A 14,229-nucleotide genomic window follows, 5' to 3' on the forward strand; every position below is an offset into this window, starting at 1 on the left:
CAGGCATAGCGGTGCATAGTGCTTCGATGGGTAACGGAGAAAATGTGCATGGCATCACAGAAATGTGAAAATAAGTAATTACCCAACTGGCTGGCTGAATGGAGGCCGGGGTATAAAGTGCGGGTAATTTCCCGATATATCAGAATGTTGCAGTAAGTTAGTGATAGCGTTTTGCGGCAATATCACTTATTTTGTTGTTTATGGGTTTGCTAGTGAATCCGTAACACATATTGTGTCATAGTCGCCAATAGGTGAAAGACACAAGCGCACATCTACATAGGGAAGTGAGGGGAACAAGGGATTTAGTTTCGGCAGAGTTGTAAGTAGGCTTGCTTACACGCTTGATAAGCGACATGGAAGCGGACACAAAAAGCCAAATGAGCAACTGGTGCTGGGTAATATAATGCAAGATGATTCATACAAGGTCGTAGACTTGAATTCGCGGAGAGAGGCGACTCATCCCGTCGCGCTACCGCCGTCGATTGCAGCCCTTAAAGACAAAACCGAAGCTTTTCTTAGCGCACAATTCAAGCAGTTGCTTGATAATGTAGATGACAACCTCTTCGACCTCGCAGAAGCCGCCAGTAACGCCAAAAACCAACAACAGTATTTTGATGCGATGCGAGAAATTCGCCTCAACCGGACACAGGTTGAAGAGCGCTTTTTGCAGGCGATAAGCACAAATTTCAAGCAATCTTCCACTTTTTCCCGTCCAAGTTTGCAGGAGTCAGGCAAAGCTAAATTGCAATTGCTTGAGTCTGAAGCCCTTGAAGAGCTGGTTGCTCTGGAGGGAATGGGTAAGAAGGGCGAGCGCCAATTTATCCAGGAAGTCTGGCTGCTTTGTACTGCTTGGCAGCAGTTGCAATCTGGCCCGGTATTAGCCGCAGCAGATTTGCCGATGGGGCCGCAGAAGATTGCCAAGGCCTTGGGTGATGCCTGCCAGTCTCTGGAAATTGATATCAAATCCCGCTTGGTGTTGTTCAAGCTGTTTGAGCAGCAAGTATTGGATAAGTACGGTGCCCTGTTTGAAACGTTGGTGCCAGTGCTTGAAGCGCAAGGTATGCGCTTGGATGCGCTGAAGCAGCAGTCTCGTCAAGAGCAAGCTGCGGAGCCCCAGCCTGAAACACCTACTTCTGCAGCCTCTGGCAGTAGCGGAAATAACCAAGCGTCTGTTGAATTGGCCGCGCGTCTTACCGATGCGTTTGAAAATTTGATTTATAAGCCGGTTGGCGGAAGTTCGGAGCAAAAGAGCCAAATTTCCAAGCCATCTTTTATGATTGCCCTGCAGGATATGCAGCAATCTCAGTTCGGTGTTTTTAAGAATGCCGATGCGGCCAATGAAGGTGATTACAGTCTTGAGCAAATGAGCCAAAAATTATTGGCCCGTTTGCAGCAAATTAGCCGTGTTAGCGGTTCTGACTCTCAGGCGCTAGATCTAGAGCGCGATGCCAGCACCATTAGCTTTGTTGGCACGCTGTTCCAGTTTATGCTGGAAGGCGATGAGCTGTCTGCGCCGATTAAGAATCTGGTCGCTCGCCTGCAAATTCCGATTTTGAAAACCGCAATGCTGGATCGCAGCTTCTTTAATCACGAAGAGCATCCCGCGCGTAAACTGCTTTCTGCATTAGTGAGTGCGGGTATTGGTTGGTCGCCTACTGGCGCGGCAAATAAAGATCCCTTGTACCGCAAAGTCGATGAAATCGTGATGCGGATACTAGGCGATTTCAGTGTTGATACCCAAATCTTCATCGATGTTTATCAGGAATTCCTGAACTTTCAGCAAAAGGCCATGCGCCGCGCTGAAATAATGGCGCAACGTACCGTAGATGCCGAGGGTGGTAAGGCGGTCGCTGAAACTGCCCGTGGTTATGTGTCTGCGCTGCTGGATCAAAAGCTGGCCGATGGCAGCATTCCCAGTGTGGTGTCTAAAATTTTGCGCGAGGGCTGGAGCAAAGTCTTGTTCCTGAGCTATGTGCAACAAGGCGTAAATTCTGAGCGCTTTAACAAAAATGTTGAATTTATCGACCGCCTGCTTTGGAGTGTGTCTCCCTCTACTGAGCTGGGTCATCGCAGCCAATTGATTGCTGCCCTGCCGGGGCTGATTGAAACCCTGCGCCACGGTTTTAATCAGGTTTCACTGAATGGTTATGAGGTGAAACAGTGGTTGGATCAGTTGGAGCGTTTGCATCTGGCCAAGCTGAGTCGCGCTGCGCAAAATCCAAGTGCCAATGCGAGTTCGGCTAATTCTGCCGGTGAGCTTGCCGAGCTGGATGCAAGCTTGTCTCAGTTGGATCAGAAGCAAGAAACACCCAAACGCCACTCAGTACCGCTGGGTGACGAGATGGCTGCCCCGATTCCTGAAAGAACCACGGGCGATGCCGCCGAGCGCATTAATGCTTTGCGTGTGGGCTGCTGGGTTGATCTTCGTCAAGAAGCGGACAAGACCCTACGCTGCCGTCTTGCTGCAGTGATTAATGGTATTGGCAAATACATTTTCGTTAACCGTGCTGGCATCAAAGTGGCTGAATTTAACCGCGAAGGTTTGATGGCGGCACTGATGGACGACAGCTTGGTAATTATCGAAGACCATATGATGTTTGATCACGCGCTGGAGTCGGTGATCAGCAATATGCGCGAAATGAAGGATCGTCCGCTGGAATAACCTAGCAGTAATAATCTGGCACCTGCTGTTCTTGAAATTTTCCCTTAAATACTAGACTCTCCACTCACGTCACTGTGAGTGGTTTGCATATGTACGCCATAAATGAAGCGGGTTGGTTATTAAATGCCGACCACTGTCCTTCCCCCAATTTTAATGCGCGCCCGAATAGTCGCGATATCTCGCTATTGGTGATTCACAATATCAGCTTGCCGGCCGGCAAGTTTGGTCTTCCCTATATTCGACAATTATTCTGCAATACCTTGGATTGTGAGTGCGATCCGAGTTTTGCAGATTTGAAAGGCTTGGAAGTGTCAGCGCATTTGCTGATTGCTCGTGACGGTAGCATTACTCAGTTTGTGCCATTTACCGAGCGTGCGTGGCATGCGGGTGTGTCGCAGTTTTGCGGGCGTGAAAACTGCAATGATTTTAGTATAGGTGTCGAGTTGGAGGGGGATGACACTACGCCCTACACCGAGCAGCAATACCGCGAGCTGCAACTGGTGACGCAAACACTGCAATGCTACTATCCGGGCATTACCAAGGAGCGTATTGTGGGTCACTGCGATATTGCGCCCGGCCGTAAAACCGATCCCGGTCCGGTGTTTGATTGGGAATATTATAAAAAGGCTCTCGACTAACTATGGAATTTCTCGCGGTTCTGATTGCTTGGGGCGCCGTCCAATTTTGGGGAAGTGGCGGTGTGGTTCAGCAAGACGGCTGGTTTGGCCGTTGGCGTGAAATACTCTCCGCAATTAAGCTTTCTTGGTTGCGCCTGTTTCTAGTCGTTATTCCTCCCGCGATATTGGCGGGCCTGCTGCTTGCCTTATTTGACGGGGTTTTATTCGGCCTTTTTGAGCTGATTTTGTCCGTTATTCTGTTGTTATACAGCCTTGGTCGCGGTGATTTTCAAATTCAGTTGCGAATGTACCGCAATAGTTGGATTCATGGAGACCTTGCCGGTGCCTTTCATCACGGTCAGGGTTTTAGTGTTGAATTGAATGAGGCGGGTGCAGAAAATGCACTGGAGTTGCACCACAGCGTGCGCCGGGCGATTCTGTATCAGGGCTTTGAACGCTGGTTTGCGGTGGTGTTTTGGTTTGTTGCACTGGGGCCAGTAGCGGCATTGGTCTACCGTTTGCTGTTTTTGATTAGCAGCGATAAAGAGATCGAGCAAAACGAGCGCAACACAGTGGCGCAGATTCTGTACTATTTTGAGTGGACGCCCGCGCGATTGCTAGGCTTTGCCTTTGGTTTGGTTGGTCATTTTGAGTGCTGTTTTGGCAGCTTGAGCCGCCAGTTTCTTGCACCAATTTCATCGATTGATTTGCTGGATGAACTTGCCGATTGTGCTGTGCCAGATGTTCGCCAGAATAGTCAGGTCGACGGCGAGCAGTTTATGAGCGATGCGCTTAAAGAACTCGATGCGATCCAAAATCTGCTGACCCGCAGTTTAGTGTGTTGGATTGCCGTAATCGCCGTCTACCAACTAATCTAGCTAGCTTTAATCTAGCTACCTTCTGATTGCAGCAATAAATCAGCGTTTGTCGGCGGGTAGCCAGAGCACTTCCTGATCACCATTGCGACGCGCGAGCAGTCGTGCGGCCACAAACAAAAAATCCGATAAACGATTCAGATATTTGGGGCTGGCTTCGGTCAGTTCTGCCGATTTGCTCAAGCCCACAAGGCAGCGCTCGGCACGGCGGCAAACTGCTCTTGCGGTGTGACACTGCGCGGCGGGGCGATTGCCACCGGGTAAAATAAAATTTTTCAGCGGCGGCAGGTCTTCATTTAATTTGTCGAGGTTTTGCTCGATTTCTTCAATCCGTCCCGCTTCCAAAAGGGTGTAGCCGGGTACCGCCAGTTCGCCGCCGAGATCAAACAAGTCGTGCTGAATACGGGAAAGAAGCGGGGTAAGCACATCGGCGTTGTCCAGTTCGGCAAGTAGCAGACCGATATGCGAATTTAACTCATCGACAGTGCCAATCGCTTCCATGCGCAGATCGTCTTTGGCAATGCGGCTGCCATCCCCCAGGCCGGTAGTGCCGTCATCGCCGGTGCGGGTATAAATTTTAGAGAGTCTGTGCCCCATGTGTTTTGCCTCTTGCTGCGCTGTTAAACTAGCGGCCCTAAAAACTGAGGGCCTACTATACGTGACATCACTTCACTAGGCACCTCAAGAGGTGGCTTAAGCTGGCTCAAGGTAATTGTGGAGACATGTTTTGCTAGAACTGTATTTGGGTGGTGCGCGCTCGGGTAAAAGTCGCTTGGCCGAGCAGCGGGCGCTGCAATCCGGATTAGAGAAAATCTATATCGCTACGGCAGCAGCGGGTGATGCAGAAATGACGGCGCGCATTGCGCACCATCAACTGCAGCGAGAAGGACAGACTTGGCTTACAGTGGAGTCCCCGCTGGCGTTAGCCGAAACGCTGAAACACTATGCTTCAAGCGGGCGATGCCTGTTAGTGGATTGCCTGACCCTGTGGTTGAGCAATGCCTTATTCGCGGAAAACGAGGTTTGGCAACGGGAAAGTGAAGACTTGCTAACCTTGTTACCTGAGTTGTCCGGGCATATTATTCTGGTCAGCAACGAAGTGGGGCAGGGAATTGTGCCCTTGGGAGAGATTAACCGCCGATTTGTGGATGAGTCCGGCCGTTTGCATCAGCGTATTGCCGCTATTGCCGACCGGGTAGTGTTTGTTACGGCGGGCATAGAACAAGTTTTAAAAGCCGGCTAAATCGGCAAAAGAAAGGATTGGGCTTGTGAGTCATTGGTATGAAGATGCGGCCATTGTGCCAGACGAAGATATTCGCGCAGCAGCGCTACAACGGCAGGATAGCCTGACCAAGCCGAAGGGCTCGCTGGGACAATTAGAAAAAGTGGCGGTACAGCTGGCGGCCAATCAGCACAGCAATACGCCGGTAGTAGATAAGCCGCTGATCGCGATTTTTGCTGGGGATCACGGGGTTACCACGGAAGGCGTTTCCGCCTACCCACAAAGCGTCACCGCTGAAATGATTCGCAATTTTTCTCGTGGTGGCGCGGCGATTAGCGTGCTGGCCAAGGGGCTGGGCGCTGAGTTTACGGTGGTCAATGTCGGTACGGTTTACGCGCTGGAAGACCTGCCCAATGTGCAGGATCGCCGAGTGGGTTCGGGTACCCAGAATATGTGTGTCACCGAAGCGATGGATGTTGAGCAGTGTGAGGCGGCGTTGGCAGTGGGCCGCGATATTATCGATGAAGCCGGTGATATTAATGTTTTTATTGGCGGTGAAATGGGTATTGGCAATACCACGTCTGCCGCCGCTCTAGCGGTCGCGCATACCCGCCTTTCGGCGACGGCAATGGTCGGTCGGGGAACCGGTATCAGCGATCAGGTACTGGCCAAAAAATCTGCGGTGGTCACACGCGCCCTGTCTAAGCATTTGGCGCAAATGAAAAACGGGCTGGAAGTCTTGCGCCGCATTGGCGGTTTTGAAATTGCTGCGCTTGCGGGTGCCTATATTCGCGCAGCGCAAAAAGGCATTGTCGTGTTGGTCGATGGCTATATTTGCACGGCAGCGGCAATGTCGGCGGTAAAAATTAATCCCAGTATTCGGCCTTGGTTGTTCTTCTCGCACTGTTCAGCGGAACCCGGTCACGGTCGTTTGCTGACTAAATTGGAAGCGGAACCCCTGTTGCAATTGGATATGCGTTTGGGCGAGGGCAGTGGTGCTGCACTGGCTCTGCCAATTTTGCAGGCAGCTTGTCATTTGCATAATCAGATGGCGAGCTTTGATGAGGCCGGTGTTAGCCGTGGTAATGACTGATGGCTAAAACCACGGTAACGCGGGTTGATTTACTGCGCCATGGCGCGTGCGAAGGCGGTGAAATTTTTCGCGGCAGTACTGATGTCGCTCTAAGCGAATTGGGCTGGCAGCAAATGCGTGATAAAGCCCGCGAGCAAAGTCGAGATGGCAAGCGGGAGTGGACGCAAATAATTAGCTCGCCACTGATCCGCTGCGTGCGTTTTGCCGAGGAATTGTCTGAGCAAAAATCACTGCCGATAGCGGTGTGCGAGAACTTTCGGGAAATGCACTTCGGCGATTGGGAGGGCTTGCCCCACGCTGAGGCGCAACAGCGTTATCCCCAAGAGTGGAAGCAGTTTTGGCAGTCTCCGGCTGAGGCCTCACCGCCAAATGGTGAGAGTATGCCAGCCTTTTGTGAGCGGGTGACAACGGCGCTGGATCAGGTGGTTGCCGATCATCAAAACGAAAATCTGCTATTAGTGGTTCACGGTGCGGTGATTCGGGTAATGATGTGTCACTGGCTGGGAATGCCGATGGGGGCAATGACGCGACTCTCGGTGCCCTATGCCTCAATGAGTCGCTTTGAAGTTTATCAACAAGAAGGGCGTCCGGCTTGGGTGCAGCTTCACTCCCACGGTTGAGGGTGTTACTGGCCGGTAGTAAATGGCTCGTTTAAGCGCCACATTTCAAAGCCGCCGTCCATGCTGTAAACCTCGGTAAAATCCTTTTCGATGAAATATTGAGCGGCGCTCTGGCTGCTATTACCGTGGTAGCAGTAGATAATCAGCGGTGCGTCTGGGTCGGCCTGCTCAATAAATCCCTGCAAATTATGGTTGCCAAGGTGGCTTGCCCCGGCAATATGGCCCTGCTGATACGACATTTCATCGCGGATATCTGCCAGTTGGCAGTTATCCTGATCCATTAGGGCCTTGGCCTGTTCAATAGAAATACGTTTAAAACTATCCATTTTAACTCTGCTCTAGTGGCTCCGCTGCGCCGGTGGTGTTTTTGCCGAAGCGCAGTTTAGCAAGGTCATCCAGAATGATGTAGGCACAGGGGATCAGAATCAGCGTGATCACCGTGGCGAAGATAATGCCGAAACCGAGCGAGACTGCCATTGGAATAACGAACTGCGCCTGAATACTGGTTTCCAGCAGCATGGGTAGCAGGCCGAGGAAGGTGGTCAGCGAAGTCAGCAGAATCGCACGGAAGCGCAGACAGCCGGAATCCACTACCGCGTTTAACAGAGATTCGCCGCGGGCTCGGGCGGAGTTTACAAAGTCCACCATGATCAAACTGTCGTTTACAACCACCCCGGACAGAGCGATAACGCCAAAGAAAGACAACATGCTGAAGGACATGCCCAGCACGATATGGCCGAAAACCGCGCCGATAATACCGAAGGGGATAACGCCCATGATAATCATCGGTTGGGTGTAGGATTTCAGCGGAATTGCCAGCAGGCCGAAAATACCGAACAGCGCCAGCGCAAAACCAATCATCAAGCTCGACATCATGGTTTCGCTTTCTTCACTTTCACCGCTGAGCTGCACTTTTACCGAGGGAAACTGGCTGGCGAAGGTGGATGCGGTGGAAGCGAGCACGTCTTTCAATACTTTGCTGGGTTCGGCCACATGCTTGTCGACTTGCGCCGTTACCACCAAGGCTCGCTCACCATTCACACGGCTCAGCTCGGTATAACCCGGCTCAACCTGCACATCGGCAACATTGCTAAGCGGAATGAAATCTCCTGTTGGCGAGATGATATACATATTTTCCAGATCGGCATTGTCTTCTCGCTCGGAGCGGGGGAAGCGCACCATCACTTTGACTTCTTCGTTGCCGCGCTGGAAACGCTGAGCTTCAGCACCATAGAAGGCATCGCGCACCTGGCGGCCAAGCTGCGCTGAAGAAAGTCCTAGCAATTCGGCGCTGGGTTTGACCTCAAGTACGATCTGATCCTGTTGCGAGCTGGCACCATTGCGAACATCGTACACACCCTGATAACGGCGCATGGCCACCTGTAGGGTTTTGGCCGCGCCAATCAGTTCGTCTTGATTATTGGAGCTGAGTTTTACCGCCAGTGCTGGGCCCATGCCGTCATCGGCAATGCTGATTGCAAGGTTTTTAACGCCGGGAACCGCTCCGAGGCGCTCCCGCCAGCGGCGAGCAATTTCAGCTCCGTCAATATCGCGACGCTCAGTCTTGGTCAGCTCCAGCATCATCACCACATGGCGATTGCCATCGGAAAAAGCCATTTGGTGCTTAATCAGGCGGCCATCGGTGGCTTTATGTTGCTGGTGATATTCCTCGTCAATATCGGTTAAGGCTTGGCTGAGCTGGTCGTAGGCGCGTCGAGTTTGATAATCCGGTGTGCCTTCCATCATTTCCAGTTCGGCTTTCAGGAAGTCGCCGGGCACTTCCGGCATCATCACAAAGCGCACAACGCCGCTGGCAACCAAGCCGCCAGTGACAATCAGCATGGCGGTGAAAATCGCAGCGGTTTTATAGCGCTGGGCAATGGCTTTGAGCAAAAACGGGCGGTAAGTATTGGTAATAAAATTGCTCAGAATTTCATTGGTGCGCGCGGGTAGGCGGTTCAGTTTGTCCCACAGCGGGCCGGTGCCGGGTTTGCTGTGCGCGAGGTGGGCGGGAAGAATCCATTTAGACTCAACCAGCGAGAAAAACAAACAAGCGATAACAACCCAGCCCACCGCTTCTGGAAAGGGCGCAAACACACCTTGGGTAAACATGGTGGGGGCAAAGGCGACAATGGTTGTGAGAACACCAAAGGTCGCGGGTGTGGCGACACGCAGCGCGCCGCGTATCACGCTGTCTTCGTTATAGCCGGTAAGCTCGGCCTCGGAAAAGGCGCTTTCGCCAATGATAATAGCGTCGTCAACGACAATACCCAGCACCAGAATAAAGCCGAACATACTCAGCATATTCAAGCTGGCACCGACACCGGACAGCACCGCAAAGGTGCCGAGGAAGCACACAGGCAGGCCAACCATAACCCAGAAGGCCAGCTTCATATTCAGGAATAGCGCGAGGGTGATAAATACCAGCAGCGCACCCATACCGAGGTTACTCATCATCATGTCGAGTCGACCATGAAGATAAAAGGTCGCGTCTGCCCATGAATCGATATGAATACCATCAGGAAGGCTGGCTTTCTTTTTGTCGACGTAGCGGTTTACGGCATCCGAGACGGTAATTAAGTCTTGCGAGCCAACGCCGAAAATTTCCAAGGTCAGGCTGTTGCGCTTGTCGAAATAGGCAAAGCCATCGGATTCGGTAAAGCCATCCTTAATGGTGGCGATATCGCCCAGTGTCAGCCGAGTGCCGTCGGGATAGCTGATCAGCACAATATTTTCAAACTCGTACTGCTGGCGAGCCTGACCACGGGTGCGCAGCAAGATGTCGCCGTTTTCGGTTTTAATACTGCCGCCGGGCACATCGAGTGAGGATTGTTTTACCGCATTGGCGACATCGCTAACGCTGAGCTGGTATTTGAGTAATTGATGTTCAGGAATTTCAATGCTGATTTCGTAGTCACGCGCGCCGTGAATCTCCACCGATGAAATATCTTTGTCTTGCAGCATTTCCTGCTTAACTTGCTCAGCTAAACCCTTCATGCCGTATTCATCGAGGTTGCCACTGAGCGACACATTCATGACATGGCGCTTGAATTCCAAATGTTTAACGATGGGGCGCTCAGCTTCTTCCGGCAGAGTGGCAATGGCGTCGACCGCGCTTTTGATTTTGTCCATCACCACCAGCGGGTCGTAGTCATCGTGAATATCGGCAACGATGCGGGCTACCGAATCGCTGGCGGTAGATTCCAGCTTTTCAATTTCATCGACATCCTTCAGCGCTTCTTCCACCTTGAGCACAATGCCGTTTTCGACTTCGATTGGGGTGGCGCCGGGGTAGGGCACGGTGATGGAAATAACGTCGATTTCAAAATCGGGCTGCAGGGCGCGCTGAATATTCAGTGCTGATCCCATACCGACAAATACAATCACCAACATCAGCAGATTGGCAGCAACGGGGTTGCGAGCGAACCATGCCAGTACGCCCTTATGGGTGTCGATCTTGTCGGGGATGGTCATTGCACAGCTCCGTTGCGGCCAACGGTTAAGGCGCCTTGGGTGAGCTTGTCTTGGGTTTGTTCGCCGCCTTGAGATTGGATCGACTGGCGGTGCAAATCACTGCTGACTTGGCTGGTATTAATCTCTACTTGGGTGCCAACCACGGCGTTGGGAATGGGCGATAAGCACACGCGCTCGCCTTCTTGCAGCCCTTCGCTAACCAGCATGAAATCGCCTTCGGTTTTCAGGGTTTTTACTTGCCGGTTACGCAGTTTCAGTTCTTCATCCAATACCCATACTTGGCCACCTGCGCGCAGTAAATTACGCGGCAGGGCGATCAGGTCGGTCATTTCGCGACCGCTGATTTTGGCTTTTACAAAACTGCCTGCCAACAACGGTTCGCCTTGGCTATTTAGTCGGTAAGGGTCATTGATTTGGGCAACAATAAACAGCACTCGGCTGCGGGCATCTAACACACCTTCAGTGCGCACAATCTTGCCCTTCCACAACTGGCCGAGTTCGTTTTCTAACACCACTTCGGGTTGATATTCAGGGTGGCGACTATCGGGGAGATCCAGATAGGGAATGCGGTCGGCGGGAATCGGTAAGCGCACTTCGGCTCTATCCACCGAGAACATCTGACCTAATTGGCTGCCGGTGCCGACATATTGACCGAGATCGACCATGCGCGCTTTAACCAAGCCGCGATAGGGCGCGCGAATATGGGTGCGATCTAAATTAACTTTTGCCTGTTCCAGATCAGCCCGCGCCGAGTCCAGTCTTGCTCGGGCATCTTCAACTTGTGGCTTGCGCAGGGCGCGATCCAAATCGGCCTGACTGCTGTATTTGCGGGGGTATTTTTTCAGGTCGTCACGGGCGACACGGGCGCGGGCAACTTCCTGACTGAGCGCGTTGCGGGCAGTGGCCACGGCGGCCTGGGCGCGTTTAACCTCCGCCTGATAAATGCGGTCATCGATGCTGAGTAGCAAATCGCCTTTTTCAACCAGACCGCCAGCTTCAAATAGTGGTGCAACTTCAATTACCTTACCGTTCACCTCTGAAACCAAGGTGGTTTCGGTAATGGGTGTCACATTGCCTTGGGAATAGACCGGAATGCTGAGGGTTTCTTTCTCCACATAGGCCACATCGACCAGCAATTGCTGCTTGGGTAGCTCCTGCATTTCCGGCGGTTGGCGAAGTGCGATCATAATGGCGGCAACAATAATAGCGCCGAGCACGATAAGACCGGCCGACATGGCCTGCTTGGGAATTTTTGCCACGGTGATTCGTCCCTATGCTCATGCAACAGCTCGCGTTGCACGTGAAAATTGTAGTGCCGCTATTGTAACGCGGGCTGTCGCCCGCCTGTGTGAAGACTTGTTAATGCGCGGGTCAGTTTGCCGTTAGTTTTCCAGTGAAATGCTGGGGCTCCAACTCAACCACTCATCTTCTACCGCATCGTGAAGTACAAAGCGGCTGCCGCTAGAGGCTGGCCCGGTATCGGTTTCAGGAGTGGCAAAAGCAATCCCGCCGCCGAGTAACGATTCCACCGATTTGCTGCGAATATTGGCGCCTTTGAACAGACTAAAATCAATATCGATACCTGAGGAATTCCAGAACTGGCTGTTTTGCTTTACCAGCGCGGCATATCGGGTTTCGATATTAATAAGAATTTCAGTTTGGCGAGCATCCTCAGACAAGCGGTAGCCGTAAACTTCACCGACGGGAATATCCCGAAAGAACACTTTCACGCCTTCCTTTACTGATCCTCTACGTGGTGCAAGCAGCACCAGATTCAAACCTCGGTTAGGTTCGTGAATAGTGGGCGCACGATCCAGCCCCTGAAAATGCTTTTGCGCACTGCCATAACCGGGTTCGACGCCAATGTAACTGCCGGTGACCAAGGTTTCCAAATTGCGGCTGCCGACCAAGCCGAGTTGTGGAGTGACCAACCAAAATTTACTGCCTTCTTTCGCCAATTCACGGGCGCTGGGATTGAGCAGGGCCGAGACCGCGACGCCTTTAAGTTGTTCATCCAGACTGACGGCGGTGACCTCGCCGACTTTAATGCCCTGATATTTGATCTCGGTGCCCTTGGCCAGATTAGTGGCGCTGGAAAAGTGCAGCACAATCTCCATGCCGCTGCCGGCCTGGCTGGTTTTGTAGTCGCTGTAGAGTGGGTAGCGCAGCCCCTCCCAAGCAAGCTGAGATTGCTTAACCTCCGGGTTATAAAAGGCAATGCCGCCGGCCAGAATGGCGGCCATTGATTCGGCTTGAACCTCCATGCCCGACAAACCGCCACTGATATGAATACCACTGGCATTGAAAAAGCGGGATTCCCGGCGTACCAGATTGCGATAGGCTTCGTGAATAAAAATGCCGAGGCTAACACCGTTGCTGTTTAGGCTGACGCTTTCCACCTGACCCACGGCAATCTTGCGAAAGTACACCTTGCTGCCAACATCAACCGAGTGCAGCTCATCGGTACTTAAGCTTAAGCGCAGGCCGGGAGCGTTGATCACGCTATTCGGTGTTTCGGGCAAAATGCGATAACTACTAGCTAGGCCAGCGTCTCCAGATGCTGAGCGGGCGGCGATATACGGGCCGGAAATCAGGGTGTCGATACCGCGAATACTGGCGCCGCTAATTTCCGGTTTTACCAGCCAAAATTCGCTGGACTGATTTAGCAGGTCTGCCGAGTCGGCATTGATCGCCAAGGTGGCAAAAATCTTTGGATTTAGCGGGTCGCCACTGTGTTCCAGCGTGCTGATTTCGCCAATTTTTAGGCCTTGCATACGCACCGCTGTGCCGGTGTGCAAGCCATCGGCCGCTTCCAATATTAGCTGCGTGGTCACCGTGCCTTTGAGCGCATCGCGGTTTGCGTGCAAGGTGTATCGTGGCGCTGTACCGGGAGCGCTGCCCGTTGCTGGGCTATCAAAGGCAACACCGCCGGCGATAATGGATTGCAGTGAGCCGGTATTCACCTCAACGCCATCCAAACCGGCCTTAAATTGCACGCCACTGATATTCCAAAACCGCGATTCGGCTTTTAACAGGTGGCTAAATTTGGCTTCAATCCGCGCTTGAATCTCCACGCCCTCATCGCTCAGCCGGTAGCCCTCAATTTCACCAACCGTAATTTGCTGATACAAAATGGGCGCGCCGACACTGATTGAGCCCAGTTCTTTGGCGGTTAGGGTTAGCGCAAGGCCCTTGCCGCTGGGATCGAAAATTGGCGCTTCAGCAAGTGCGGTGAAAACCGTGTTTGGCTCGGCAAGTGCTGTACTTTCTCCCGGACGAAAGCTGATGTAATTGCCGCTGACTAAAGTATCTAAACCGGAGATGCGGGACAGAGACACCTGCGGAGAAACCAGCCAAAACTGAGTGTCTTTACGGATCAGCGGGGCCAGTTGTTGGTCGATTTCGATATCGGCACTCACGCCGGTAAAGTCTTCATTTAAATGTAGGCCAGTCACCTTGCCCACGGTTATGCCTTGGTAAATAACCGGGGTTTGTCCGGCAGTAATACCGCTGCCGGAGCTGAAAGCTACGGTAATTTTTAGGCCGGACTCGCCAATGTTTTTATATAACATCCAGCCGGCAATCAGTGCGGCGAGAAGCGGCAGTAGCCAGATGCCCGATAATCTGGGTTTGGTGTCGATATTGGCGTGATTTGCTTGCGGCATG

11 protein-coding genes are annotated in these 14,229 nt (G+C 52.3%); 6 read left to right on the plus strand and 5 right to left on the minus strand.

The window, feature by feature from the left end; translation table 11 throughout:
- The first annotated feature begins 403 nt into the window (after window positions 1-403).
- From IB286_RS12170 to ampE, 3 genes are all read left to right on the plus strand, one after another.
- Window positions 404-2,662: a DUF1631 domain-containing protein gene (locus tag IB286_RS12170; protein WP_190765923.1), complete on the plus strand. Its 2,259-nt coding sequence runs from the start codon at window positions 404-406 to the stop codon at window positions 2,660-2,662.
- Window positions 2,663-2,751: 89 nt separating this feature from the next.
- Entirely contained in the window at window positions 2,752-3,300 is a 549-nt protein-coding gene (ampD, locus tag IB286_RS12175) for a 1,6-anhydro-N-acetylmuramyl-L-alanine amidase AmpD (protein WP_190765924.1), read from the plus strand.
- 2 nt (window positions 3,301-3,302) lie between these two features.
- Window positions 3,303-4,157, plus strand: coding sequence for a regulatory signaling modulator protein AmpE (ampE, locus tag IB286_RS12180; RefSeq protein ID WP_190765926.1), 855 nt, complete (start codon window positions 3,303-3,305; stop codon window positions 4,155-4,157).
- 39 nt (window positions 4,158-4,196) lie between these two features.
- Here the strand turns inward: ampE and IB286_RS12185 are convergent, their stop codons facing one another.
- Complete coding sequence (locus IB286_RS12185) at window positions 4,197-4,751, minus strand: cob(I)yrinic acid a,c-diamide adenosyltransferase (protein ID WP_190765928.1); 555 nt, start codon at window positions 4,749-4,751, stop codon at window positions 4,197-4,199.
- A gap of 130 nt (window positions 4,752-4,881) precedes the next feature.
- Between IB286_RS12185 and cobU the strand changes: the two genes are divergently transcribed.
- The 3 genes from cobU to cobC are packed head-to-tail and all read left to right on the plus strand — an operon-like array spanning window position 4,882 to window position 7,089.
- Entirely contained in the window at window positions 4,882-5,397 is a 516-nt protein-coding gene (gene cobU / locus IB286_RS12190; RefSeq protein ID WP_190765930.1) for a bifunctional adenosylcobinamide kinase/adenosylcobinamide-phosphate guanylyltransferase, read from the plus strand.
- Between the two features lie 25 nt (window positions 5,398-5,422).
- The gene (gene cobT, locus IB286_RS12195) at window positions 5,423-6,469 is read left to right on the plus strand and encodes a nicotinate-nucleotide--dimethylbenzimidazole phosphoribosyltransferase (protein WP_190765932.1); all 1,047 of its coding nucleotides are present in this window, start codon (window positions 5,423-5,425) and stop codon (window positions 6,467-6,469) included.
- Entirely contained in the window at window positions 6,469-7,089 is a 621-nt protein-coding gene (gene cobC / locus IB286_RS12200; RefSeq protein ID WP_190765934.1) for an alpha-ribazole phosphatase, read from the plus strand. The genes cobT and cobC overlap by 1 nt, the downstream gene beginning before the upstream one ends.
- A gap of 5 nt (window positions 7,090-7,094) precedes the next feature.
- Here cobC and glpE read toward each other — a convergent pair whose 3' ends face one another.
- From glpE to IB286_RS12220, 4 genes are all read right to left on the minus strand, one after another.
- Window positions 7,095-7,415, minus strand: coding sequence for a thiosulfate sulfurtransferase GlpE (glpE, locus tag IB286_RS12205; protein WP_190765936.1), 321 nt, complete (start codon window positions 7,413-7,415; stop codon window positions 7,095-7,097).
- 1 nt (window position 7,416) lies between these two features.
- A complete protein-coding gene (locus IB286_RS12210; RefSeq protein ID WP_190765938.1) occupies window positions 7,417-10,563 on the minus strand; it encodes an efflux RND transporter permease subunit in 3,147 nt (1,048 codons plus the stop codon).
- The gene (locus IB286_RS12215) at window positions 10,560-11,822 is read right to left on the minus strand and encodes an efflux RND transporter periplasmic adaptor subunit (RefSeq protein WP_190765940.1); all 1,263 of its coding nucleotides are present in this window, start codon (window positions 11,820-11,822) and stop codon (window positions 10,560-10,562) included. Before IB286_RS12215 ends, IB286_RS12210 begins: the two co-directional genes overlap by 4 nt.
- Window positions 11,823-11,945: 123 nt before the next feature.
- Window positions 11,946-14,228 (minus strand): PqiB family protein, encoded by a 2,283-nt coding sequence (locus IB286_RS12220; protein WP_190765942.1) that lies wholly within the window; start codon window positions 14,226-14,228, stop codon window positions 11,946-11,948.
- Window position 14,229 lies beyond the last annotated feature (1 nt).

Origin of the sequence: Spongiibacter pelagi, assembly GCF_014705705.1 — a bacterium.
In the GTDB taxonomy this organism is placed as follows: domain Bacteria; phylum Pseudomonadota; class Gammaproteobacteria; order Pseudomonadales; family Spongiibacteraceae; genus Spongiibacter; species Spongiibacter pelagi.